This window comes from Ralstonia sp. 25C, from assembly GCF_051904805.1.
In the GTDB taxonomy this organism is placed as follows: Bacteria; Pseudomonadota; Gammaproteobacteria; order Burkholderiales; family Burkholderiaceae; genus Ralstonia.
The window spans coordinates 470,074-494,692 of sequence record NZ_CP196738.1 but is presented as its reverse complement, the minus strand read 5'-3'; the positions used below and the strand labels follow the sequence as shown (position 1 = coordinate 494,692).

The window sequence follows — 24,619 nt, the reverse complement described above, 5'->3', positions numbered from 1 at the left end:
GAAGATTCCGTAACAAACGCGGCGCCTGTCAGGCGCCGTAGCTGCGCAGCCGATCCAGGTCGACGACCGTGACGCCGCCGTATTCCAGCCGCACCACGCCGTCCTTCTCCAGCGCCTTGAGCGATTGGTTGGCCACCTGCCGCGTCATGCCGGAGAGCAGGCCGAGTTCTTCCTGTGTGATCTCAAGATGGTCGCCCGCGCCGGGGTAGAGCACCGGGTTGAACAGCGACGCAATGCAGCGCGCCAGACGCGGCGTCACGTCAAGCAGGCGATCGTATTCCAGCAGCGCCATGAAGTGCCCGAGCCGCTCGTTGAGTTGCTTCACCAGGAAGCGGTTGAAGGCGACGCTGTTTTCCACCAGCCACATGAAGGTGGCGCGGTCCATGAAGGCCATGCGCGTATCGCGCAGCGCGACGATGTCGTAGCGGCGCGGCTCATTCTTGAGCACCGTGCCTTCGCCAAACCAGCCGCCGGCCGGCACGCCCGTGAACGTGACGCTGCGGCCTTCGGGCGAGACCGTGCCGATCTTGATGAGGCCAGTGACTACGCCGGTCCAGCTTTCCAGCAGCGTGTTCTTCGGGCAGATGCAGGCGCCACGCGCGTAGGTCTTCTCGACAATGCCGGCGCAGGCGCGGTCCGCCTCGTCGGCGGGCAACTCGATCGACCATGCGGCGATGTGCGCCAGCCGTGCGCGCGTAATGCCGGGGCGGGCGTTTGTGTCTGGATCAGCCACGCTGGATGCCCACCGGCAAGGTGCTCACGCGCTGCACCTCTGGCGTAGCGAGCCAGCCGTGGTGCAGGCTTTGCAGGAACATCTCGGTGGCGTCTTCGCCCCAGAACAGCTCGCCGTTGTGCACCAGCGTAGGCACGCCAAACACGCCCAGCGCGATGGCCGCATCGGTGTGCGCACGCAGGGCATCTTTCACCGCCGGCTGTTCGACAGCGGCCGCGCCCTCGGGATAGCCCACCGCCTTGCACAACGCTGTAAAGCCTTCGGGCGATGCGACATCGTTGCCATCGCGCCAGATGTGCCGGAAGACGGCGCGCACTGCATCGAGCGAACCGCCCATCGCAATGGTCAGCCGCAGCGCCTTGATGGGGTTGAACGGATGCGCGGGCGGCATGCGGAACGGAATGCCCAGCTGCTGCGCGCGAAACAGCGCATGCCGATAGGTGAAGACGCGCTTGGGGCTGATCTCGGCCGGGCCCCGCTGCCCCCAGTGATGCAGGATCGCGCCCAGCACTACCGGACGCGGGCGGATGACGATGTCGTTGGCCGCTTGCAGCGCGTCGAACTGCTCGAGCTGCAGGTAAGCGAACGGCGAGATGACATCGAAGAACCAATCAACGGTGGTGGGCATGGATGTTCCTCAGGCCACTCAGGCCTCAAGCGGTGCGCGCATCTGCAGCAGCGGCGCCAGCGTGAAGGGCGCGGCTGTCATGGCGCGAATGTCGTCGAGTGTCGCATGCGAGAGGATTTCACGCAGCACGAGCCCGGCGTCGGTCACATCAAACACCGCATGCTCGGTCACGATGACCTTCACGCAGCCCTTGCCTGTGAGCGGCAGCGTGCAGCGCGGCAGGATCTTGGAATTGCCATGCTTGTCAGTGTGCGCCAGCGCGGCAATGACCTTGCGCGTGCCGTAGCAGAGGTCCATGGCCCCGCCGATGCCCGGCCACCACTTGCCGTTGCGATCGCACGCCCAGTTGGCGAGGTTGCCCTGCGCGTCCACTTGCAACGCGCCGAGGATGGTCACGTCGATATAGCCATTGCGCATTGCGCCCAGCGACGTGGCGAGATCCATGATGGCCGCGCCTGGCGGCAGCGTGATCGGCTCGCAGCCGGCGTTGGTGATGTCGCTGTCGATGGCATCGAGCGTGGGGCGCCCGCCAAAGCCGAAGGCGCCGTTCTCGGTGTGGAAGATGACGCCGGCATCGGCATCCAGATAGTTGGCCGTGAGCGTGGGAATGCCCAGGCCGAGGTTGACGACTTCCCCTGCGTGCAATTCCTGCGCGCAGCGGGCGGCGATGCGTTGCTTCGGGTGGTCGGGCAGCGGGTGCATGGCGGTCTCCTTGTTCGTGTTGTCGGGCGATCAGGCTTGCGCGGCGGCCGGCAGGCGGCCGAGCTTGGTCCAGTGCTGCTTGTACAGCGCGTGCTGGTCTTCCAACGTCAGTCCTTGCACCACCGCATTGACGAACACGCCAGGGCAGCCCACGCGCTCGGGCGGAATCGTGCCAACCTCCACGATCTCATTCACCTCGACGATGGTGTAGTCGCCCGCCATGGCGATGTCGCGCTGGTTCTGCAGCGCCGTGCCGCGAAACTCCACGTTGCCGAAGGTATCGGCGCGCCAGCCCTTGATGATCGACACGTCTGCGCGCAGCGGCGGCTCCACGAAGCAGGTCATGCCCTCTACGGTCAGCGTCGCCTTCGGCGAACCCCGCGCTGGAAACATCCCCGGCTGGTCGAGGATGCCCACGCCCACCGGCACGAGCGCGCCGCCCAGGCCCAGCGCACCCGCGCGCACCTTCTCTGCCCAGGTGCCCATCGGGAAGAACTCGGCCACGCGCACGGCGTCGGTCAGGTACGCCTGTGTCGATTCGTCTGTCGTGCCGACGTGGGTGCCGATGAACTCGGCCAACTGGCCCGAAGCGAACAACTTGGCCTTGAGAAAGCCGCCGCGCAGACCTGGCGTGTTGGTGATGAGCGTGAGTTGGTCGACGCTGCTGGCGAGCAGCGCCTCAATGCAGCAGGCCGGCTCGCCCGCGCCCACGAATTCGCCCAGCATCAGGCGGCTGCCGCTGCGGACATGGGCGATGGCGTCGTCCACGGAAAGGACCTTGTTGGCGTAGCGCATGGTGTCTCCTGTCATGGCCGGTCATACGGGTGGGGTCCCGGATCGGTCTGCGGCGCAGTGTAGAAGCGGTGCGCTTGCGGCGATGTCTTTTGCATGACATTTGGGGCAGACGGCCCTCGTGTGATCAGGGCCGCGCATCAGACACATGGGCAGCACCGGATTTGTGCGGTCGCACAAAAGCGAGCCGGACTGCCATCTAAATGGGCTCGGTGACACCAAAATGAAATCATCTCTCTTTTATCAAGGCTTAATAAAATCACTCCAATGGTGCGGCCTACGGGTTTAGGTAAATAAGATGAGGAACGTCGATTTGATGCCCGATGTCAAAAAAATTCTTTTTATATAGGCATTCAAAAGATTTAGTTCGTTCTGCTTGGAAGTCGAGGCAGGGCATGCTTATACTGGCCTTACCTTGCACTGCATCAAGAATGGCATTCGAGATGCGTGGTGCGGGCTCTTGTGGTGTTCAGCATGGATATTCCCGTTTAGATATTGTGCGATTCGCGCGATAGGGATCACTCTTTTCTGCGGTTTTGCGGAGGCGGCATGTCCGTTGAGAAAATCGTTGTTCGTGTGTTTGACACACTGAATGTTCATGTTGAAAGGCACCTGTTCCATGAAGACGCGGACAGCGTCATCTTGGTCAATGGCGCATTGGCCACGACGGCCTCGTTCGGGCAGACCATCAAGTACCTGAGCGAGCGCTACAACGTGGTGTGCTTCGATTTGCCGTACGCGGGGCAGTCGCGGCAGTACAACCCAGGCCAGTTTCTCCTGACGAAGGATGACGAGGTCGCCATTCTGCTGGAGCTGATTCACCGGTTCCGGCCGAAGTTTCTCTATTCCGTCTCGTGGGGTGGGCTGGCGGCATTGCTGGCGCTGGCACGCGGCGCGAGCAGTGTGCAACGCGCCGTCATTGGCTCGTTCTCGCCGTATCTGAATGCAGAAATGATGGATTATGTGAGCAAGGCCCGAGATTATCTCAGTCGGGATGATAAAGACGCCGCTGCTCAGTTGCTCAACAACACGGTCGGGCAAAACCTGCCGGGTGTGTTGAAGTCCATGAATTATCGATACCTGATTAATTTGCCGGAAGAGGAAAGGGCGCAAATCAAATTTCATATTGATCAGATATTGGCGCTGCGCCCGGATGACTATTTGTCGACGCTTTCCAATATTCGGTGCGGTATCAAGTTTATTAATGGAGCGCTGGACCAGCACACCCCCGTTGGCGATATTCTAAAAATGACCCACTATATCAACAATGCGCAATTTTCTGCGATTGCGGATACCGGCCATTTTCTGGAATTGGAAGGCCGCGCCCAAAAGGCGGCCGTACGCGGCGAGATCATGGCGTTTTTCGAGACGGCAGAGACGCCTGCAGCACATTCGCTGCCCGCGCAGTCGTTTCTTGCTGCGTTGCAAGCGCCAACGTTTGCAGGGGCAAACTGAATGGGCGCGCTGGAAATGGAGGGTGAGGTGGTCTCGGCTCTGGTTCGGACGGCGGCCATTGTGGTGCCTTGGCTGGCGTGGCTCGCATACTGGATTCACGCCGCGCCTGGTACCAAGGACACCGTCCGGATGGAGCGTCGGCTGTCGCGCACGTTGCAGTCCATCCCGCTGATCGTGGGCAGCGCGTTGATCGTGTTGCCGCTTTCGCTGTTTGGGCTCGCGCGTGGCACGTCAGCCGAACCCGTGTTCGGGGTGTTGCAGTGGAGCGGGCTGGCCGTGGTGGTGGCGGGGCTGCTGTTTTCCGTCTGGGGGCGTGTGCACCTTGGCACGAACTGGAGCGTTTCCGTCACGCTCAAGGACGACCATGAGCTTGTGCGCAGCGGCCCCTATGCGCTGGTGCGACACCCCATCTATTCCGGTTGCCTTGCGGCCCTGGCAGGCGCGGCGATGATCCGGGGCGAGTGGTTTGCCGGCCTGGGCCTTGTGCTGATCTTCCTGTCGCTCGCCTACAAGGTACGGCTGGAAGAGCGCTGGCTGTCCGAACATTTCGGCGAACCCTACCGCGCCTATCGCCGCCAGGTTCGCGCGCTGGTGCCCGGTCTTTACTGACGGCCGCCATGGCGCAGATCGTCATCACGGCCATTGGGTCCACCGGAGACGTCCATCCCTTTATCGGTATCGGACGTGCGCTGGCAGAGCGCGGCCATCGTGTCGTCGTGTGCACGCACGCGCCGTTTGCGGCGCTGGTGGAGCGCCATGGTTTTGGCTTTGTGCCGATCGGGTCGGCGCAGGAGTATGCGGCCGCGCTCGCAAGCCCCGCGCTGTGGAATCCACGCACGTCGTTCAAGACCCTGTGGGGATTGATCGCGCCGACCATCCGCCCGCATTTCGATGCACTGGAAAGACTCACCACCAGCGATACGGTATTGGTCGGGTCACTCTGGGCCCTGGCGGCGCGGCTGATGCAGGAGCGTCATGGCACGCCCTACGTGTCGGTGCAGGTGTCGCCATCCACGCTGCTGTCAGCGCACGCACCGCCCACGCACAAGCGGCTGACCGTGCCCCGCTGGCTTCCGCTGCGCTGGCGTATCGCACTGATGCATGCCATCGAAGACCGGGTACTCGACCCAGCCGTGGGTCCCACGCTCAACGCCGTGCGCGCGGGCCTGGGCTTGCCCCCGGTGGGGCGCATCCTCGGCACGTGGCTGCATTCACCCGATGGCGTGCTGTGCCTGTTTCCGGAATGGTTCGCGCCACCGCAGCCCGATTGGCCGGCGCCTCTTCAACTATGCGGCTTCCCCTTGCTAGGTGAGGTGCTAGACGATGAGGCGCCCCACGATGCGGCGTTGGAAGATTTTCTGACAGCGGGTCCAGCGCCTGTGGTGTTCACTGCCGGGTCGACGCGGATCGACGACGCAGCGTATGCACGCGTGGTGGCAGAAACGCTGCGGCGAACCGGTCATCGGGCCATCGTGCTGGGCAAGGCTGCGTCCGCGTCGTTCATGGCGTTGCAGAGCGGGCGTGTGCTGCAGCGCCCATTCCTGCCCATGGGTACGTTGTTGCCGCGTTGTGCGGCCATCGTCCACCACGGTGGCATCGGCACGGCGGCGCTGGCGTATGCCGCCGGCATTCCGCAAGTGGTGACGCCGTTTGCGCATGACCAGTTCGATAACGCTGCGCGCGTGGCACGCTCGGGCTGTGGCGTGCGGATTGATGGCCCGGCCAACGGTCGCGCCGTTGCAGCCGCGCTCGACAAGCTGATCGCGAACCCCGCCGTGGCCACCCAGTGCGCCCGCATCAAGCGGCAAATGGCAGACGCGCCCGACGCTAACGCTGACGCCGCCCGCTACATCGAGCGCTTGGCACCACCCGCCCGTGCGCGCGTGGAGGCCGACCGGCACGCGATGCCCGCATGACGGCCGCGAACCCGCTTTCCGCCAACGCCGCTGCCGGCACCACCATTGAGTCGCCGCCATTGCGCGGCGTGTGGCTGGCGGTGCTGACCGGCGCGCTGTTGCTGGCGACGTTTATCGAAGTGCTCGATTCCACCGTCACCAACGTGGCGGTGCCGTCGCTCGCGGGCAACCTCGGCGTGTCACATGCGCAGGCCACGTGGGTGATCAGCTCTTACGCGGTTTCCGCTGCCATTGCGGTGCCGCTCACGGGCTGGCTGGCGGGGCGCCTTGGCGAGGCGCGCCTGTTCATGGCGGCCATCTGCCTGTTTACGCTCACGTCGATGCTGTGCGGCCTGTCGCGCCACATTGAAAGCCTGGTGGGCTTCCGCGCGCTGCAGGGTTTTTTCTCCGGGCCGATGGTGCCGCTGTCGCAGACCATCCTGCTGCGTGTCTTTGCGGCGCGGCACCGCACGCTTGCGCTGTCGCTGTGGGGCATGACGGTGCTGCTGGCCTCCATCTTCGGGCCGGTGTTTGGCGGTTGGATCGTCGATCAGTTTGCGTGGCCGTGGATCTTCTTCATCAACCTGCCGATCGGCGTGTTCGCCTTTCTGACGTGTGCGGCACTGCTCCCGCGCGATCGCCCGTCTGCTGCCGGCACGCCCATCGATGCGCTCGGCATTGCCCTGCTGGTGGTGGGCGTGGGCGCGATGCAGGCGATGTTCGACCTGGGGCGCGATCGCGGCTGGTTCGATTCCCACCTGATCGTCACGCTGGCAATCGTTGCGGTGCTGGCGCTGTCGGCACTGCTGATCTGGGAATCGGCCGAGCGGCATCCGGTGGTCGATCTCACGCTGTTTCAAGACCGCACCTTCACCTTCGGTGTGGTGATCGTGTCGGCCGGCATGATCGTCTTCGCCATGATCGGCGTGATCTTTCCGCTCTGGATGCAGGCCGTGATGGGCTACACCGCGCTGCATACCGGCATGGTCACGGCATCGCTGGGGATTCTCGCGTTGGTGTTCTCGGTGCTGGTCAGCCTGTATCTGGAGCGGCTGGATGCGCGGCTCGTGGCCTCGTTCGGCTTCCTGGTGTTTGGCGCCGTGATGGCGTGGGATGCGCGCTTTACGTTGACGATGGCGTTTTGGCAGATCGTCACGCCCACCTTCATCCAGGGCATCGGCTTGCCCTGTTTCTTTATTCCGCTCACGACGATCATCCTGGCCAACGTACCGGACCACAAGCTGGCCGCGGCGGCCGGGCTGTCGAACTTTCTGCGCACGATGTTCGCGGCGGTCGGCACGGCGTTGAGCGTGACGTGGTGGGACAACCGCGCCGGGCACCACTACGGCACGCTCGTCCAATCCGTCACGCCCGCATCTGACGGCACGCGGCATTTCCTACATGCACTGGGCGAGGTGGGGCTGCAGGGCAGTGGTGGGCTGGGCGCCATCGAGCGCACCGTGCGGCAGCAGGCCTACATGATGGCCACCAATGACCTGTTCTACATGGCCAGCCTGGTATGCCTGGGGCTGGCCGCCGCCATGTGGCTAACGTGTCCGCGCAAGGGTGTTGCCGTACAGGCCGCGCACTGAATCCACGAGGGATGACGACCATGTCTGCCACTGAACTGACCACCGAGCCCATCGAACTCGCGGAACACGTCGGCATACCCGCAGCGCTGGTCGTGCTGTACCGGCCGTCCGATGACGACGTCGCGCATCTCGTCCGCCTGCGCGCACGCACGCCGCGCTTGCTGGCGATCGATAACTCTCCGCAGGCGGACCCGGAGCGCGCGCGGTGGTTGACCGAGCAGGGCGTCATCTATCTGTTCAATGGCAACGAAGGGGGGATTGCCGGGGCATTTAACCGGGGCCTGCGCGCGCTGTTTACCGAAGGGGCGGCCGCCGTCGCGCTGTTCGATCAGGATTCACGCGCCAGCGACGATTACTTCCCCACCATGCGCGAGGCCTGTGCTGCGCTTGGCGACAGCGCGTTCGTGGTCGGCCCGCGCATCTACGACGAGGGCGCGCAGCGCTTCCTGCCCGAAATCGTCAGCAACGGCTTTACGATCCGGCGCGTCAAGATCGACCCGTCGGCCGCATTGCAGCGATGCTCGTTTCTGTTGTCTTCGGGCTCGGTGATCTCGCGGCAGGCATTCGAACGGCTGGGCACGTTTTCAGAGGCACTGTTCATCGACCACGTAGATACGGAATACGCGCTGCGGGCGCTGGCGCGAGGTGTGCCGTTCTATGTGGTGCCACGGCTCATGCTGTCGCACCAGATCGGCAACAAGCGCGAACACCGGCTTGGCTTTTTGCACATGACATCGATGAACCATCCGGCATTCCGGCGCTACTACATTGCGCGCAACGGCATGCACCTGGCGCTGCAGTACGGGCTGGGTTTGCCGCTTGCCATCACGCCTAACCTGATCACGCTGTGGCAGGTGGTGCAGATCGCGCTGTTCGAACGCGACAAGCGCGCCAAGCTCCTGGGCATCGGCTGCGGCATCGTGGATGCCCTGCGTGGGCGGCTGGGTCCGATTGAACTGGCGCGGCCACGGCTGGCAGCCCGCTTCTTCGGCCGTTGACATGTCGCCGCCATCGAGGTGGAGAGGGACACGGCGTGCGCCGATGTTGGCGGCCGTGTTTGCTGTGCTGGCAGTGGTGGCATTGGCCGGGTGCGTTGGCCCTGATCAGCGCGCGGTATCGATGCGCACACCGGCACCCGATGCGCTCGCCCACACGCTGGCCAGCGCCGAGCCAGGGCCGCCGGGCAACACGGTCTGGCCCACGGCGCACTGGGTCGATGTGTTTGCCGATCCGCAATTGAGCGCCTTGGTGGACGAGGCCTGTGCCAACAGCCCCGACCTTGACGTGGCGCGTGCCCGCATGGCGGCGGCGCAGGCGCAGCTGGATGCGTTCGGCTCGGTGAGCGGCCTGGCGGGTACGGCCACGGCCAGCGTCATGAAGGCGCGCGCGCCACAGGTGGATGGCGTGGCCAACGTCAATGTGGCCGGCACGAACTTCCCCATCGAATTGTTCAGTGAGCCGTGGGCTTCGCCGAGCAGCGTGATTGGCGCGGCGCGATACGACCTCGACCTGTGGGGCCACAACCGCGCGATTGGCCGTGCGCTGTTGTCGGACCGTGCCGCTGCAGCTGTCGATGCTCAGCAGGCGCGGCTTGCGCTGGTGAGCGCGCTGGTCACGCTCTACAGCCAATTCGACTACGCGTTTGCCCGGCGCGACCTTCTTGAACACAAGGTGCGCGATGCAGGCCGCCGCCATGCCATCAGCGGCGAGCGCGCCCGGCGCGGCCTGGACAATGGCTACGATGCCGAAGCCACCCGTGCCGCCGATGCTGCCTTGCAGGCGCAACTGCAGCATGCCGATGACGCCATCACGCAGTTGCGGTTGCAGATGGGCGTGCTGGCGGGCAGCGGCCCCGAGCGTGGTCTAGCGCTCGCCCGGCCCAAGATGGCCGAACCGGCTGGCGCAACGCTACCGCCGACGTTGCCGTTGGACCTGCTCGGCCGGCGGCCAGACATCGTGGCCGCGCGTCTGCGGGTGGATGCAGCCGGCGGGCGGATCGATGCAGCGCGGGCGCAGTTCTATCCGAACATCAACCTGCTTGCCGTCACCGGTTTTTCATCGCTCAACGTGAACACGCTGTTTTCGCGTTCGTCGATCACGCTGGCGGCGGGGCCGGCGCTGTCGTTGCCGCTGTTCGAGCGCCCGCGCCTGCAAGCGCAACTGCGCGCCGAAGAGGCCAACGCCGACACGATGGTGGCGCTCTACAACAAGACGCTGGACGAGGCGCTGGGCGAGGTGGCCCGTTCCATCCTCGCGCTCAATAGCGCAGAGGGGCTGGCGCGTCGTCAGGCGCAGGTGGTGGCCGCGCGTGAGCGCATGGCGCAGATTGCCGACGAGCGCCATCGGCGCGGTCTGCTGACGCGCGCGGAGCAACTGGCGGCGCAAGCGGCGCTGCTGGATGAGCAACTGCGGATGGCTGCCTTGCAAGCGCAGCGGCGCGATGCCTGGATCGCCCTCATCCGGGCGCTGGGCGGGGGATTCGACATCAACGTCAACGGGCGCAACACGCATGCATAGGGAGCCACTCATCGATCAGGCGGCGGCTGTGCCCGTGCGCGACCCGCGCAAGGTACGGCGGCGCAACGCCATGTTTGCCGCGCTGCTGGGCGTGGTGCTGGCCATTGCCGCAGTCGCCGTCACCTATTGGCTGCTGCGCGGCCGCTATCTGGAAGACACCGACAATGCCTACGTGGCCGGTAACGTGGTGCAGATTGCCGCGCAGACAGCTGGGATCGTGCGCGACGTGGGCGTGGGCAACACCGAGTGCGTGAAGGCCGGCCAGTTGCTGGTCAGGCTGGACCCGGCCGACGCGCAGATCGCGCTGGAGCGTGCCAAGGCGCAATTGACGCTGGCCGTGCGGCGCACCCGCGAAGGCAGCCTGACTTCGGCCATGTATGAAGATGCCGTCCGCGCACGGGCCGCAGAGCTGACCTTGGCCGAGCGCGCATTGGCGGCACGCTCGGGCGCATCAGCGGAGGTGGTGTCGGAAGAGGAACTGGCGCGATCGCGCATGTCGGTCGAGCAGGCCCGCGCCAACCTGGCGGCGGCGCGCAACCAGGTGGCGGCAAGCCGCGCCGTGGTGGGCGATGTGCGTGCAGAAGACAACCCCGCCGTCGCCGATGCGGCCCAGCAGGTGCGGGCCGCCTATCTGCAACTGGCGCGCATGACCATCGTCGCCCCTGTCGATGGCTGCGTGGTTCAGCGCTCGGTGCAGGTTGGGCAACCGATCGGCGCGGGCGCGCAGTTGATGGCGATCGTGCCGCTATCCCAGTTGTGGGTGGAGGCCAACCTGAAGGAGGGGCAGATCCGCAATGTGCGCATCGGGCAACCCGTCGAGGTCGTGTCCGACCTGTATGGGGCCGATGTGGTGTTTCGCGGCCACATCGCCGGGTTGTCGCCCGGCACGGGCGGCGCATTTTCGATGCTGCCGCCACAGAATGCTGCGGGCAATTGGGTCAAGGTCGTCCAGCGCGTGCCGGTGATGGTGGCGCTCGATCCGGCGGAAATGGCCGCGCGCCCGCTGCCGATTGGCGTGTCGATGACGGTGTCGATTGATACGCACGAGCGCCAGGGCCGGCTGCTTGGGGCGGTGCCCACGGCGCCGCGGCCCGTTTCCCTTGCCACCGCCGACCCCGCCATGGCACAGGCCGATACCCTGGTGCGAACGCTTCTTGCTGCGGCGCAGGCGGGTGGCCGACCATCGGGCAGCGTCGCCGCAACATCACGCTAAGCTCGTCTGCGCATACTGTGTGTGCAGCGGGAGAGGATTGCCCAGGCTCGCCGCACCAATCGGCGTGGCGGGTGTCACATTTGGGTGGCGCGTTTGCTTCGCTACCTCATTGCGCCTTTCCCTCCTCCCGCACCAACCTCACAGGACCGCATGCACGTCGACACCCCGCTTATCTCCACCATCATCGGCGGCCTGGTGCTGGCCTTCATCTTCGGCACGCTTGCGCAGCGCCTGCGGCTGCCGCCCCTCGTGGGTTATCTGGTGGCGGGCGTAGTCGCGGGGCCATTTACGCCGGGCTTTGTGGCCGACCTGAGCCTCGCGCCGCAACTGGCCGAACTGGGGGTGATCCTGCTGATGTTTGGCGTCGGGCTGCACTTTTCGATGAAGGAGCTGCTGGCTGTCAAGGCCATCGCCATTCCGGGCGCCATCGGGCAGATTGCGCTGGCCACGCTCATGGGCATGGGCTTGGCGTGGCTGCTCGGCTGGGATTGGGGGCCGGGCCTGGTATTCGGCTTGGCGCTGTCGGTGGCGAGCACGGTGGTGCTGCTCAAGGCACTTGAAGACCGCGGCATCGACAATTCCCACGAAGGCCACATCGCCGTCGGGTGGCTGATCGTGGAAGACCTCGTGATGGTGGTGACGCTGGTGCTATTGCCGGCGCTGGCCGGTGCGCTGGGTGGCGCTGGCAGCACGGCCATCAGCGCGTGGGACATCATCAAAGTGCTGGCAATCACGCTCTCGAAGGTGGTGGCCTTTGCCGCACTGATGCTGATGGTGGGCCGCCGCGTGATCCCCTGGATGCTGGAGCGCATTGTCATGACCGGCAGCCGCGAGCTGTTCCGCCTGGGCGTGCTGGCGACTGCGCTGGGCGTCACCTACGGTGCGACGGTGCTGTTTGGCGTTTCGTTCGCGCTGGGTGCGTTCTTTGCGGGCATGGTGCTGGCCGAATCCGAATTCAGCCAGCGCGCGGCCGAAGAATCGCTGCCGTTGCGCGATGCGTTTGCGGTGCTGTTTTTCGTGTCGGTGGGCATGCTGTTCGACCCGCGCGTGCTGATCGATGACACCTGGGCGGTACTGGGCACGGTGTTGATCGTGGTGGTGGGCAAGTCGCTGGCGGCCTTTGCGGTGGTGCGTGCATTTGGCCACGGCAACCGGACGGCGCTCACGATTTCCGCCAGCCTCGCGCAGATCGGCGAGTTTTCGTTCATCCTGATCGGTCTGGGCATTGGGTTGGAGATTCTGCCGACGCGCGCCCGCGGCCTGTTGCTGGCGGCGGCGATCTTGTCGATTCTGCTCAACCCGCTGATGTTTGCCCTGATCAACCGCATCAAACGCGAAGTGGCGCCCGAACCGGCGACGGCCGAATGACGTCACCGATTGACGTCAATCACGCAACCCCAACCCCCAACTTTTCGAGCGAGGAACGTTCATGAGCAACCTGACTATCGGTGTGATCGTCGGCAGCCTGCGCAAGGCATCGTTCAACCGCCAGCTGGCGCAGGCGCTGGTGCGGCTGCTGCCTTCAAGCGCGCAGGCCCAGTTCATCGAGATTGGCGAGCTGCCGCTGTACAACCAGGATCTGGATGGCAGCCTGCCCGAGCCCGTACAGCGTTTCAAGGCAGCGGTGGCGGGCGTCAACGCTTTGCTGTTCGTCACGCCGGAATACAACCGAGGCATTCCGGGTGTGCTGAAAAACGCCATCGACTGGGGCTCGCGGCCGTATGGCCAGAGCGTGTGGGGTGGCAAGCCGGCGGGTATTGCGGGCGCATCACCCGGTGCGATCGGGACGGCGCTGTCGCAGGCGCAACTGCGCAATGTGCTCGCGGCGGTCGGCGTGAAGGCGCTGCCGTTACCGGAGGTGTTCTTCCACTTTGCGGGGGAGCCCTTCGATGCGCAGGGCGAGGTGGTGGACGCGCGTACGCGCCAGTTCCTGCAGGGGTTTGCCGACCGATTCGTCCAGTGGGCGAGCGAGGTGCGCGCCTGACGAATCGATCAACGGGGAAATTCAGGGCCGGGCAGGGAGGGGCGCTTCCCGCTCGGCCGTTTTGTTTCTGGCGAGGTCAGGCCAGAAAAGCGGCGGCGCTGATGAGCCAGCCTGCTGCGACGCAGCTTGCGATCCAGGCGGCCATAACGGCGCCAATATCCAACCATTTCATGATTGTTCTCCTTACAACACTTGCAATGCTTGTTCAGGCAATCGATGTCTGAACAACTGTCACGAAGTTTAGGTGTTGCAATGCGGAAGAACAATACGGTTCGGGGTGAACAGACTGTTCCAAAGGTAACAACAAATTTCAGCGCTTGCGTGGCGCGGGCTGCGCCTCTTCGTGCTCCGAGTGGCGTATGGAAGGCCGTTGGTGCGACGCAACAAAACCAGGTGCCTTGCGAGTCACTATCGCGTTCGGAAGGTGGTCGCTACGGTATCGGCAAAGCGCGCTTCGTCCGCAAAGGCCGGTTGGTCGTGCCGGGCGGTGCCAAATACGCGTAGCAAGTAGACCGCGCCGTTCCCAAAAAAGGCGTACCCCCGGACCATGGCCGTGCGATCGCCGTCGGTGTTCCATTCGCCTTCCCAGTAGATCACCCGGCGGCCCCCCAAGGACCGCAGCGCTGGCGGCTTACTGCGGACCAGGCGCACGGCCCAGCTCGGGCGACCGCCGTGCACACGTGTTTCCATGTGGTTGAGGAGGATCGCCAGATGCCGCTCGCGCACGGTCTCGAGGTATTGCGGGGTACCTTGCGCGAAGTCGGATCTGCGCACCGTCACCAGCGCAAAGCCCTCCGATGGCGGTGCTTGTTGGGCAAATACCAGCCGGGACGGGCCGAAGGGGGACTGGATGGTCGGCGGGACGCTCGGGATGGGGGTGTCGCTGCCCAGCCGCAAGGGGCCCCAGCCACGGGGCAGCGCCACGGACGCGCCCTCGTCAACACGCAGGGTGACAGGGTTCACGAGCCGGGGTGCGGCGGGTAGGGGTGGCGCCCACGCCAGCGCGACCAGCACGAGCCACGCTGCAGCGCATCCACTGCCGATGCGCTGGCGAACCCTCCCCTTGGTCGATAGCGCCACGTGCGGCTCCTGGTCAGGAAAACAATGCGATATCACAACGGTGGGCGAGCCCCTGTCTTGCTTGCGGATGTGCTCCGCACAGCAAAGCCAATGCCCGCGCCGTCGGCCGGCGCTGTCTTCCCCCCGCCCGCACCATAACGGCTTGGGTGGCGCTGCACCATCGGTGGTTGGCCGGGCATCAAAATGGACTAATCCGCGGTGGCCGGGAAGGACTGGCTCCAGCAGGTCGTGCATCTGTGGCTCTTTTCACGGAGCCACGGTGTTCGATAGGGTGAGTGCATTCACGCTTCCTTCATCGACATTTCGCCGTTTTCGCATGACTGCCACCACGCTCAACCCGTACGAACAACCCATCGGCATGCCGCTACCAGACTGGAGCGCTCGCCCGCTCCCGCCGCATACACCGCTGCTCGGCCGATATTGCAAGCTCGAGCCACTGGACCCGGCGCGCCACGCAGAGGCCTTGTTCGAGGCCTTCCGCCACGCGCAGGATGGCCGTGATTGGACGTATCTAATGGACGGCCCATTTACGGAGGCCGCCGCGCATCGCGCCTACTTGGAGCGCATTGCGGCGCGGCGCGATCCATTGCAGTACGCCGTGATTGATGCGCGTACTGATCGTGCGGTCGGCACGCTGGCCCTCATGCGGATCACGCCGGAACACGGCGTGGTGGAGGTGGGGGCGGTGACGTTCTCGCCGCTGTTGCAACGCACGCCGGCTTCCACCGAGGCGCAGTTCCTGTTGATGAAGCACGTGTTTGATGACCTCGGCTACCGCCGCTACGAGTGGAAGTGCGACAGCCTGAACGCGCCGTCGCGGCAGGCAGCACTGCGGATGGGCTTTCAGTTTGAGGGCATCTTCCGCCAGGCGATCGTCTACAAAGGGCGCAGCCGCGATACCGCGTGGTTTTCCATCATCGACGCCGAATGGCCGCCATTGCGGGCGGCGTTTGAGCGATGGCTCGCGCCGGAGAATTTTGATGCGCAGGGGCGCCAGCGTGCATCGCTCGGTGCGCTGCGGGGGGCAGCGTAGGTTTCAGCGACGTTCGATCTACGCGCTGCTAAGCGTCTGGCGCCGAGGTGTCGGCATACATCCCGCGCAGCGCAAGTGCGCGTTCGGCCTCGGGCAGCGCCAGGATTGCCTGTGCGAAGCCGATCAATGCCTGGCAGCGCATCGCTGCTGGGGCCGCATGGCGTAGCGCGGGCAGGGTCAGCACGCGCTGCTGATTGAGCGGAAGTGCTGCCACGGCCAGTTGCAGCACGGGCAGGGTTTGCGCCCGGGTGACAACAGGGGCATGGTCCGGGTCGGCCACGTGCATCAGCTCGGCAAACAGGTTTTGCTCGCGGGCGGCCAGGGCGCGCGGCAGGTGCGCGGTGGCGGCACTCGCATCGGCTGTGCCGTCGAGGTAGGCGACGCAGGCTTCGGGGCTCACGCGCTGCAAGGCCTGCGCGGCGTCCAGCGTCAGTTGCGCGTTGGCAAAGAGCAGCGCGTCGGGCGCGGTCGGAATCAAGGCGCGATACAGCTTGGTGGATTGCGCACGCAGCAACGCCGTGACCTGGGCATCGTTGGCGTTCTGCTGCAAGGCTTGCCAGACGGTGTCGAGCAGTTGGCCAAAGTGCGCGGGATATTTGCGCTCCAGCGTGGCGTAGAGCGGCGTGTTGCGCAGTTCTGCGGCCAGCGCGTCGCGGCTGTGCAGCTGCGTGGCCATGGTGGCGTATTCCCCGCCGGCAGAGGCGCGCGTGACCACGTGGTTGGTCTGCAATTCCTCTGCGCTTGGAAACCACATCTCATCAAACGGGGTGTTCTGCACGCGGTGCACGAATGCATCAGGCAGGCCGGCGGCGCTGTAGGCATCCCAGAGTTCATTGCCGGTGGCACCGGGCGTTTGATCGTGTTCGGCGCCGACCGCGCGGGGGCGGTGGAATCCGATGCGTGCGCCAGGTGCGGCAGCACGGTCCTCACCCGCCAGGAAGGCGATGGTGCAGGCCGATGCGCAGGCGCGCTCGACATAGGTGCGCAGATGGTGCTGGCGGATGATGTCGGCCACCAGCGCACCTTCGCGCAGCCAGCCGCCTTCGGAGCGCAGCACCACGGCGGTGGCTCGCGGCGCCTTGCGCAGCGCCGCTTCCAGCGCATCGGCGGCGCCGTCGTTCATGCCACCGGTGAACAGGATGGCGCGCCCGTCGTGCTGCGGCACCACCGTAAATGGCGAGGCGGCTTGTTCCCCCAGCGCCGTGCGCAGATGCGCGCCTAGGCGCGGCAGGTCGTTCACGACGCGCGAACTTGTCGCCAGGGCGCCCAGCACGATCATGACCTTGGCCACCACCGGCCATACGTTCGACAAGCGGGCGCGCTCGCGCTCTGCGGCACGCCAGGTGCCGACGATCGCCCAGATCCACAGCGCCAGCCCCATCCCATAAATGACCAGCAAGGCCGACGACGAAGTGCGTGCCGGCGCGTTGTGCGCCAGTGCGTGCGTCACCCCGGCACTGAGCGCGACCACGCCAAACTGCATGAGCGCGGTGTGTAGCCAGTACGAGCGGGCGAGGCTGTAATCACCGCGCCAATGGCGGGCGAAGAAATTGCGGGAGGGTGTGCGCACCGCGGGCGGAGCGACGGGGGTGGTCGGAGGCAAGGCGTCGCTGGCGGCGGAGGTCATGCGGAGTCTCGGTGCCGCGCGGGTGCAAGCGGTGTGGCGATTGTCGCCGTTGGTGGCAAGAGCTGACGTCCCCCCAGTGGTAGGGGGTGGCCGATGTGTGGGGCGGGGACTGGGTCTAGCGCCATGGCAGCAGGACAGCCGCGAGCGCGCCGCCTCTTAGGTTCTCAGGCCGTCAGACCTTGACCGAAACCAGCGGTGGCTCTGCCGGCTCGATGGCTTCGGCGCTGGCCGGATGCGCGGGCTGTGCCGCCTGCGCCTGACGTGCCTGCAAGCGGGCATCGGCGGCGGTGGACGAACCGGTGACCTTGTCGGTCGTGCGGGCTCGGGCGGTCGCGCTGGTGTTGCTGGTGCTGGAAGTGTCCGATGCCTTGTGGCGGTTCTCGACTTGCGTTTCCGCCTGCTCCAGGCCTTTGCGTGCCTGCAGCCGTTCAATCTGCGCCTGCACGATCTGGATCTGCATGCTCAAGACCTGGGCTTGCGTCTTGGCTTGATCGGGTGGCAACCCCAGGCTCGGAAGCTCCGCCATCGACTTCTGCAGGTGCTTGAGCTGGCGCTGCAGCTGCTCGATTTCATTGATCGAACTGCTCCCGCCGCCGGGGACGCCGGCTGCCGCAGTGCTGGGAATGGAAGAGGAGGAGAGTTGCATCGCCATCTCGCTGATCAGTACGCCTGTGATCGGATGGCGCGCAGAAAACTTTAGGGGCCGGCGCAGAAATTTTTTCGATGGATCGATTTCTGCGCGGCCCCCCAGGTGCGCTTATTCAAATACGCGGACCTTGGCCGCAGTCGCTGCCCCGGCTGCCTCGGCAGGCTCGCGTGCTTCGCCGCCGGCCTCGCGCGGTGCCGGGAAGCCCCGCACCTGCTCGGACAACTGCGTCGACACTTCTGCCGCCAACGAGCGGGACACGGCCTGCATCACCCGCGCCTTGTTGGGCGTCAGGCGGGCGCCGCCACTCCAGATCTTGTTGTCGTTGCCTTCGCCCACCACCGAGAACGCCGCCTTCACTTCATGCGTGCGCGTGTTGATGAGGCTGAAGTCGACGCCAAGCTCCAGGCTGTAGAGCAGCATCGCGTTGCGCGTGCCTTGCAGCGGCTGCACATCGTCGCGCCATTCCACGCTGGTGACGGTGCCGAACAGCACGTAGTCAGCGCCCGGGAAGGCGCCTTGCTTGATGCGGCTGATCACGTCGAACAGTTGCTCGGTCGGCTTGGCCGTGTACGGTCGTGCCTGCACCACGCGGAAGGCGCCCGATTTGATCAGGTCGCCCTTGATGTCGGCGGTGAACTTGCGCAGCTCGCCGATCTCGATGCGGGTGACGGTGCCTTCGGCCTTCACATACGCGGCTTCATTCGAACCCGAATAGCTGGCGCGGCCGCGCGAGCCGGAGTCGCTCTCGCTGTACGAGCCCGACAGGCGCTCGCTCGACTTGGCATAGCCGGCTTCGTACGAGAAGTACTCCTGCACGGTGTCCTTGTACGACAGGTCGGCGACTGCCACCTTGGCTTGCGCGTGCGCGCCGCCCGAGGCGACGAGGGCCGCCAGCCCGAGCGCGGCACCCACGACACGCATGGCGCGTGCGGCTTGGTTGAACGCTCGCATGGCTTACCTCGCGCTCGTCTTGCGGATTTCCTTGTCGTCTGCCCACTCCAGCATGCCCGACTCGTTGTTGATCAGGCTCAGGTTGAAGATGTAGTAGACGTCCTTCACGTTCGACGAGCGCTTGACGATCGACGAGATGTTGCCTTCCAGGCGGTACTTTGCGCCTTGCATCTGGCCCATCTTGGCCTTGCCGGCGTTCTTGTACAGGCCCGACTGGTTCTGGCGGCTCAGCTCATCTACCTGCGATTGCATCTCGTTGGTGCTCACGGCAAATCGCACCGCGCCGCTCTTGACGAGCTGCGTGCGGATCTTCTCGGTGATCGAGCGGGTGTCGATGTACTCGCTGGTCTTGTTCTTCACTTCCGCCAGCGTGACGATCGGCGCCTCGCGCGGGGCGGTGATCGGGCGCGATTGCAGCAGCGAGCGCGTCATCGACTCCGCAATGGTCTGCAGGTCGGTCGAGCCGAATTCGTTGGTGACGGTCTCAACGGCCTTGGCGTCGCCGTACTGCACGTTGCCGCCCACGTTCGGGCCGGAAACGTTGGCGCAGCCGACCATGGCGGAAGCGGCCAGGCCCATGGCGGCAAGCTTGAGGGCATTGCGGGAAACAGCTTGGAACATGTCGGTCCTCTTATCGAAAGGAAAGGGAGTGGGGTGGGCGCGTGCCGATCAACGCGGGGCGTTGGTCATCGGCATGCTGTTGTCGATGGCGTGCACTTCCACGCGGAAATCGGTGGCCTGCGTGGTGGGCGCGAGCGATTGCACATCGACCGACTGCGCACCGTGGATCAGCAGCGGCTTCCAGGGCTCGTCTTCCCACACGCTGAACTGGTCCTTGTCGAGCCACTTGAAGCGGTACGACATGGTGCGGTCGCGGTTGTCCTGGTTGGTGAAGCGCACCTGGACGAGCATGCGGCCGCCGCGCTCGGTGGCGCGCAGGGCGGCGACCTTGATGTAGGTCATCTCGCCCAAGCCTTCGACGCGTGAGGCAATGGTGTCGGCAAGGGCGGGCGTGCCGGCGGCAAACGCGAGTGCGCACACGGCAGCGCGGGCAGCGTGGCGCAGACCACGCGGAAACTGCGGGAGAAACGGAACGGACATCGCTCGTGACTCGGTTGGGGTGAACAAGCAAAAACCGCCCGCGCTCCAGCGGAGCAGCGGGCGAGGGGAACGGTGCGCGGCTTATTGCGCCGAGACGCCGGAGCTGGTGGCAGCGGCTGCCGACTTGCGCGCGGGGGCGTGGGCCGCCTTGCGCTTGGTCGGTGCCGGTGCGGCCGGGGCGGCTTCCGCCACCATGACGGGCTCGTTGGCCGGCGCCACGGAAGCCAGTGCGCTCACGGTCGGGCCCAGCGGACGCAGCACCAGCACGGCGTAGCGGCCGGTGATGTTGACGTCAGCGGTGATCGGACCGCGCGGCGTGGCAAGCGTGACGTGTTGCGGGCCGCTCGGCACGCTCAGGCGCGCCAGCGACACGTGCGCCGGCAGCGATTGCCACTCGCGCGTGTCGGCATCTGCCGTAACGGCGCTGCCGATGCCCACAGCCAGGCTGATCAGCGAAGCCGCCGTGTTGTTCTGGCGGTCCAGCACTTCTTGCGCGGCGGCAGACACCACCATGCGCGTGACGCTGCGCGCGATCATGGTCGGCATGTCGTCGCGCAGGGCACGGCGGGCCATGGCGTCGAGGTTGGTCACCATGGCGGTGTTGGCCGTGTCGGTGCCGACCGTCACGCTGGTGGGCACGAGGTCATCGGGCTGCGGGCGCAGCGTCGGGTAGGCGGCCGACAGAATCTTGATCTTGCCGTTGATGGGCACCGGCAGCGAGATCTTGAGCGACTCGCGGCGCGGGATGAAGCCGGTTTCCACCAGCACCAGCACATCGGTCTTGCCCGGCTGCGGCTTCTTGCTGTCCAGGCCGGCCAAGCCGTCGCGCAGCGAGGTCACGTCGGGGCGCAGCTCGATGGCCTTGCGGTAGCCGGCGGCGGCCAGGCTCTTGTCACCCGAGGCCTCGAACAGGAAGGCGGCCAGGTAGTGCGACACGGCGCTTTGATACGCGTTGCGCAGGTTGGTCACTTCCGGGTCGTTGAAGATCTCGACCGGGTAGCCCTTGATGTCGGCCGTCTTGACGGCGGTGGCATCGGCCTTCTTTTCCTTGGCGGCGTCCTTGATGGCCTCGACTTGCTTGTCGCGCAGGTCTTCGATCAGGGTTTCGCGCTCGTACATGCGGCGCACTTCGACGCGGGCCTTGTCCCAATCGCCGGTGGCCAGGTGGTTTTCAGCCAGGCGGGTGCTCAGCCAGACCTTTTCGTAGTCCTGGCCGTCATAGCGGGCCAGGCCGTCGGAGAGCAACCAGGCGCCGAGCTGGCCGGCACCCTTCTGCAGCTTGCCGCGGGCCTCGTCTTCCCAGCCGCGCACGCGTTCGTCGGCGGTCAGCCAGGCTTGCGTGCTTTCGCCGATGTCCTTGTTGCCGGTGCGCAGCAGTTCGCCGCGTTCCATGAAGTAGAGCAGGTCGCGGTCGGCAACGGCGGTGTCCTTGTAGGCCGCTTCGTGCGCCGCAATGGCGTTGTCCACCGCGCCGGTCTTCAGGGCGTCGGTGGTTGAGCTGATCTTGTGTGTGTAGTTCTGGGCACAGGCGCCCAGCAGTGCAGTGCAGGCAAGCGCGAGCGTGCCCCGCGTAAGCAAACGCGATGCGTTCATGGAATGACCCCCCGGTCAGTTGTGCTTTTTGTTTGTGTGCTTCTTCGCGCACTGATTTAGTGCGCGCGAGCAGCGGGAGTGTATGCGGGGTGATCTGTATGCCGCATCCACACTTGGGGGGATTGCAATTTTTACAAAGCCGTGAGGATTGCTCGGCGCAAATACCAAGGTGGTTGGGAGTCCGCTCGTTCTATCAAGAAGAACATAGTTTCTTTGGAAAGAATAAATCGATGGGAAGTAGATGGAAATGCTGTCATACGCCTGGAAGTCTCATGGCGGTTTGCGGGTTAACGCCCGTTAACTGCGCCAACCTGTGCATATAAAATAGAACTATATTCCATCGAACAGAACGCATCGAATCAGACGCGTTCAAGGAGACGCCCATGCTTTCTTCTTCTCAAGCCGCGAGTGGCCGGCTGCATGCCGGTTTGCCAGCGGTGCAGCTCAATCAGGTGTCGGTGCGGTTTGGCAGTTTTACGGCCGTACAGGGCGTGGATCTGTCGATCGGCGAGGGGGAATTCGTGGCGGTGGTCGGCCCCACCGGCTGCGGCAAGAGCACGCTGCTCAACGCCGTGACTGGGCTGCTCAAGCCGGCCGGCGGCACCGTTACCGTGTTCGGCGAGCCGCTGACCGGGCTCAATGGCAACGCTGGTTTCATGATGCAGCAGGACTCGCTGCTGCCCTGGAAGACGGCGCTCGACAACGTCGCGCTGGGCTTGGTGTTTCAGGGCATGTCCGTGGATGAAGCCCGCGAACGCGCTCGCCCTTGGATGAAGAAGGTCGGCCTGGCCGGCTTTGAGGCGCGCTATCCACACCAGCTCTCGGGCGGCCAGAAGAAGCGCATCAGCATGGCGCAGACGCTGATCCTCTCGCCCAAGATCGTGCTGATGGACGAGCCGTTCTCCGCGCTCGACGTACACACGCGCCACCTCATGCAGAGCGAACTGCTGCGCCTGTGGCAGGAAGATCGCAAATCGCTGCTGTTCATCACGCACGACTTGGAAGAAGCCATTGCCCTGGCCGACCGCGTGGTCGTCATGTCCGCCGGGCCGGCCAGCCGCCCGGTCGGCGATGTGGAAATCACGCTGCCGCGCCCGCGCAACGTGTCTGAAATCAACATGTCCGACGCGTTCATCCGCCTGTATCGCGAGATCTGGTCGATCCTCGGCACCGAAGTGGAGAAGAGCCATGCCGTCCAGCACTAACGTCGCGCCTGCCATGAGCGCGCCGCGCGCGGGTCTCGCGCACAAGACCAAGATTCGCCTGTTCCAGCTTGCCGTGGTGGTAGTGCTGTTCGGCTCGTGGGAGGGCTTTGGCCGTGCGGGCGTGATCGATCCGTTCTACTTCTCGATGCCGTCGTCCATCGTCGCGCGCGTCTGGGAATGGTTCACCGGCGGCGACATCTACACGCACCTGGCCATCACGCTGGCTGAGACCATCCTCTCGTTCGGCATCGGTACGCTGATGGGGATCAGCCTTGGGCTGTGGCTGGGTTTGTCCAAGCTGGCGGCCGAGGTGCTCGACCCGTTCATCAAGATCGTCAACGCAATCCCGCGGATTCTGCTCGCGCCCATCTTCGTGATGTGGTTCGGGCTGGGGCTCACCTCCAAGGTGGCGCTGGGCGCGACGATGGTGCTGTTCATCACCTTCTTCAATACGTACCAGGGCGTGCGCGAGGTGAACCCGGTCATCCTGGCCAATGCGCGCCTGCTCAAGGCCAGCCGCATGAGCCTGCTGCGCCATGTGTATGTGCCGTCCGCCACGAGCTGGATTCTCTCCAGCCTGCGCGCCTCCGTCGGCATGGCGGTGATGGGCGCGATCGTGGCCGAGTATCTCGGCTCCTCTGCTGGCCTGGGCCACCTGATTGCGCAGGCCGAGGGTGTGTTCGATGCCACCGGCGTGTTCTCGGGGATCGTCGTGCTGTCGGCGTTCGTGATCGCGCTGGACCGCAGCGTCGATGCGCTCGAAGGCAAGTTGCTGGTGTGGCGCCCGAAGGCTGATCTGGAAACCGGCGCTTGACCCAATACAACATTGATGGAGACAACCATGAAACGATGGATTTCGACCCTGCTGTGCGCTGCCGCCGTCTGCACGATGGCGGGCGCCAACGCGGCCGAGCCGGAAAAGAAGAACGTGAGCCTGTCGGTCGGCTCGATGATCCTGAACTACATGCCGGTGCCGCTCACACAGTCGCTGGGCAACTTCCAGAAGGAGGGGCTCAATGTGAAGGTGGAGAACTTCCAGGCCGGCGGCAGCAAGGCGCTGCAGGCGCTGATTGCCGGTTCGACCGATGCGGTGGTGGGTTTCTATGACCACACCATTCACATCCAGGCGCAGGGCAAGGACATTGTGTCGGTGGCACTGCTCAACACCACGCCGGGCATCGTGCTGGCGGTGCGGCCTGATCTTGATATCAAAAGCGGCAAGGATTTGAAGGGCAAGAAGATCGGCATTACGGCGCCGGGTTCGTCCACCGATTTGTTTGCGCGCTACTACGCCATCAAGAACGGCCTGCAGGTGAATGACGTGTCGTACATCGCCGTGGGTTCGGGCGCGCCGGGCATGGTGGCGCTGGATCGCAAGGAGATCGACGCGCTGGTCAACTTCGACCCGGTGGCGAGCCTGCTGGAGAAGCGCCGCGCCGCCAAGTTCCTCGTCGATACGCGCACCGATGCCGGCTCCAACGCCGTGTTCGGCGGCCGCTACCCGACGGCCACGCTCTACGTCACGCGCGATTTCATGACGAAGAACCCGGAGACGGTGCAGCGCTTGGTGAATGCCTTTATCCGTACCCTCAAGTGGATCGACGCCAGCACGCCCGAGGCCATTGCCGACAAGATGCCCAAGGAGCAGCAGGTGGGCGGCCGCGATGTGTTTGTCGACGCGCTGCGCCACTCCAAGCCGATCTTCTCCAAGGACGGCCTGATGACCGATGCCGATGCCAAGGTGGCCCTGACGGTGCTCTCCAGCTACGACGAGAAGATCCGCAACGCCAAGATCGATCTGAGTAAAACGTACACTAACCGCTTCGTCGACCAAGCCTTGAAGACGGTCCAGTGAACCGTCTCATCCAG

At 65.0% G+C, this 24,619-nt stretch carries 24 protein-coding genes; 13 read left to right on the top strand and 11 right to left on the bottom strand.

The genetic code is table 11. The features are described 5' to 3' along the window. Nucleotides 1-28 precede the first annotated feature (28 nt). The 4 genes from ACS7SF_RS20760 to ACS7SF_RS20745 are packed head-to-tail and all read right to left on the bottom strand — an operon-like array spanning nucleotide 29 to nucleotide 2,858. Nucleotides 29-733, bottom strand: coding sequence for a Crp/Fnr family transcriptional regulator (locus tag ACS7SF_RS20760; RefSeq protein WP_439894012.1), 705 nt, complete (start codon nucleotides 731-733; stop codon nucleotides 29-31). Next, nucleotides 726-1,361: a 2-hydroxychromene-2-carboxylate isomerase gene (locus ACS7SF_RS20755; protein ID WP_439894011.1), complete on the bottom strand. Its 636-nt coding sequence runs from the start codon at nucleotides 1,359-1,361 to the stop codon at nucleotides 726-728. The genes ACS7SF_RS20760 and ACS7SF_RS20755 overlap by 8 nt, the downstream gene beginning before the upstream one ends. Before the next feature lie 18 nt (nucleotides 1,362-1,379). Continuing rightward, nucleotides 1,380-2,063 carry a 3-oxoacid CoA-transferase subunit B gene (locus ACS7SF_RS20750; RefSeq protein WP_439894010.1) on the bottom strand — a complete coding sequence of 228 codons (684 nt, stop codon included), beginning with the start codon at nucleotides 2,061-2,063 and terminating at the stop codon, nucleotides 1,380-1,382. 30 nt (nucleotides 2,064-2,093) lie between these two features. Beyond that, complete coding sequence (locus tag ACS7SF_RS20745; RefSeq protein WP_439894009.1) at nucleotides 2,094-2,858, bottom strand: CoA transferase subunit A; 765 nt, start codon at nucleotides 2,856-2,858, stop codon at nucleotides 2,094-2,096. 546 nt (nucleotides 2,859-3,404) lie between these two features. On the opposite strand from ACS7SF_RS20745, the gene ACS7SF_RS20740 reads away from it, so the two are divergent. The 9 genes from ACS7SF_RS20740 to ACS7SF_RS20700 all read left to right on the top strand — a co-directional run bounded on the left by ACS7SF_RS20740 (nucleotide 3,405) and on the right by ACS7SF_RS20700 (nucleotide 13,511). Continuing rightward, entirely contained in the window at nucleotides 3,405-4,310 is a 906-nt protein-coding gene (locus tag ACS7SF_RS20740; RefSeq protein ID WP_439894008.1) for an alpha/beta fold hydrolase, read from the top strand. Then, entirely contained in the window at nucleotides 4,311-4,919 is a 609-nt protein-coding gene (locus tag ACS7SF_RS20735; protein ID WP_439894007.1) for a methyltransferase family protein, read from the top strand. It begins immediately after the preceding gene. 8 nt (nucleotides 4,920-4,927) lie between these two features. Beyond that, complete coding sequence (locus ACS7SF_RS20730) at nucleotides 4,928-6,226, top strand: glycosyltransferase (protein ID WP_439894006.1); 1,299 nt, start codon at nucleotides 4,928-4,930, stop codon at nucleotides 6,224-6,226. Next, nucleotides 6,223-7,797, top strand: coding sequence for a DHA2 family efflux MFS transporter permease subunit (locus tag ACS7SF_RS20725; RefSeq protein ID WP_439894005.1), 1,575 nt, complete (start codon nucleotides 6,223-6,225; stop codon nucleotides 7,795-7,797). Before ACS7SF_RS20730 ends, ACS7SF_RS20725 begins: the two co-directional genes overlap by 4 nt. 20 nt (nucleotides 7,798-7,817) lie before the next feature. Continuing rightward, entirely contained in the window at nucleotides 7,818-8,795 is a 978-nt protein-coding gene (locus tag ACS7SF_RS20720; protein WP_439894004.1) for a glycosyltransferase family 2 protein, read from the top strand. 43 nt (nucleotides 8,796-8,838) lie between these two features. Beyond that, a complete protein-coding gene (locus ACS7SF_RS20715) occupies nucleotides 8,839-10,314 on the top strand; it encodes an efflux transporter outer membrane subunit (protein WP_439894003.1) in 1,476 nt (491 codons plus the stop codon). Continuing rightward, a complete protein-coding gene (locus ACS7SF_RS20710; protein ID WP_439894002.1) occupies nucleotides 10,307-11,527 on the top strand; it encodes an HlyD family efflux transporter periplasmic adaptor subunit in 1,221 nt (406 codons plus the stop codon). Before ACS7SF_RS20715 ends, ACS7SF_RS20710 begins: the two co-directional genes overlap by 8 nt. Nucleotides 11,528-11,677: 150 nt before the next feature. Further along, on the top strand, nucleotides 11,678-12,895 hold the full coding sequence (locus ACS7SF_RS20705) for a cation:proton antiporter domain-containing protein (RefSeq protein ID WP_439894001.1): 1,218 nt from the start codon (nucleotides 11,678-11,680) through the stop codon (nucleotides 12,893-12,895). A gap of 61 nt (nucleotides 12,896-12,956) precedes the next feature. Continuing rightward, entirely contained in the window at nucleotides 12,957-13,511 is a 555-nt protein-coding gene (locus tag ACS7SF_RS20700; protein WP_439894000.1) for an NADPH-dependent FMN reductase, read from the top strand. Between the two features lie 408 nt (nucleotides 13,512-13,919). Here the strand turns inward: ACS7SF_RS20700 and ACS7SF_RS20695 are convergent, their stop codons facing one another. Then, the gene (locus ACS7SF_RS20695) at nucleotides 13,920-14,591 is read right to left on the bottom strand and encodes a hypothetical protein (RefSeq protein WP_439893999.1); all 672 of its coding nucleotides are present in this window, start codon (nucleotides 14,589-14,591) and stop codon (nucleotides 13,920-13,922) included. Between the two features lie 316 nt (nucleotides 14,592-14,907). On the opposite strand from ACS7SF_RS20695, the gene ACS7SF_RS20690 reads away from it, so the two are divergent. Then, nucleotides 14,908-15,624 carry a GNAT family N-acetyltransferase gene (locus ACS7SF_RS20690; RefSeq protein ID WP_439893998.1) on the top strand — a complete coding sequence of 239 codons (717 nt, stop codon included), beginning with the start codon at nucleotides 14,908-14,910 and terminating at the stop codon, nucleotides 15,622-15,624. 28 nt (nucleotides 15,625-15,652) lie between these two features. Here the strand turns inward: ACS7SF_RS20690 and ACS7SF_RS20685 are convergent, their stop codons facing one another. From ACS7SF_RS20685 to ACS7SF_RS20660, 6 genes are all read right to left on the bottom strand, one after another. Continuing rightward, a complete protein-coding gene (locus ACS7SF_RS20685) occupies nucleotides 15,653-17,251 on the bottom strand; it encodes a hypothetical protein (RefSeq protein ID WP_439893997.1) in 1,599 nt (532 codons plus the stop codon). Nucleotides 17,252-17,423: 172 nt separating this feature from the next. Next, nucleotides 17,424-17,897, bottom strand: a complete 474-nt coding sequence (locus ACS7SF_RS20680) for a FlxA-like family protein (RefSeq protein WP_439893996.1) — start codon at nucleotides 17,895-17,897, stop codon at nucleotides 17,424-17,426. Between the two features lie 111 nt (nucleotides 17,898-18,008). After that, complete coding sequence (locus ACS7SF_RS20675; RefSeq protein WP_439893995.1) at nucleotides 18,009-18,851, bottom strand: hypothetical protein; 843 nt, start codon at nucleotides 18,849-18,851, stop codon at nucleotides 18,009-18,011. 3 nt (nucleotides 18,852-18,854) lie between these two features. Further along, the gene (lpoB, locus tag ACS7SF_RS20670; protein WP_439894444.1) at nucleotides 18,855-19,430 is read right to left on the bottom strand and encodes a penicillin-binding protein activator LpoB; all 576 of its coding nucleotides are present in this window, start codon (nucleotides 19,428-19,430) and stop codon (nucleotides 18,855-18,857) included. Nucleotides 19,431-19,520: 90 nt separating this feature from the next. Continuing rightward, nucleotides 19,521-19,952, bottom strand: coding sequence for a YcfL family protein (locus tag ACS7SF_RS20665; protein WP_439893994.1), 432 nt, complete (start codon nucleotides 19,950-19,952; stop codon nucleotides 19,521-19,523). Between the two features lie 81 nt (nucleotides 19,953-20,033). After that, complete coding sequence (locus ACS7SF_RS20660; RefSeq protein WP_439893993.1) at nucleotides 20,034-21,545, bottom strand: COG3014 family protein; 1,512 nt, start codon at nucleotides 21,543-21,545, stop codon at nucleotides 20,034-20,036. 383 nt (nucleotides 21,546-21,928) lie between these two features. Between ACS7SF_RS20660 and ACS7SF_RS20655 the strand changes: the two genes are divergently transcribed. From ACS7SF_RS20655 to ACS7SF_RS20645, 3 genes are read left to right on the top strand one after another with little or no spacing between them, the layout of a single operon-like run. Next, nucleotides 21,929-22,750: an ABC transporter ATP-binding protein gene (locus ACS7SF_RS20655; RefSeq protein ID WP_048933608.1), complete on the top strand. Its 822-nt coding sequence runs from the start codon at nucleotides 21,929-21,931 to the stop codon at nucleotides 22,748-22,750. After that, nucleotides 22,734-23,564, top strand: a complete 831-nt coding sequence (locus ACS7SF_RS20650; protein WP_439893992.1) for an ABC transporter permease — start codon at nucleotides 22,734-22,736, stop codon at nucleotides 23,562-23,564. The genes ACS7SF_RS20655 and ACS7SF_RS20650 overlap by 17 nt, the downstream gene beginning before the upstream one ends. 27 nt (nucleotides 23,565-23,591) lie before the next feature. Next, nucleotides 23,592-24,605, top strand: coding sequence for an ABC transporter substrate-binding protein (locus ACS7SF_RS20645; protein ID WP_439893991.1), 1,014 nt, complete (start codon nucleotides 23,592-23,594; stop codon nucleotides 24,603-24,605). Nucleotides 24,606-24,619 lie beyond the last annotated feature (14 nt).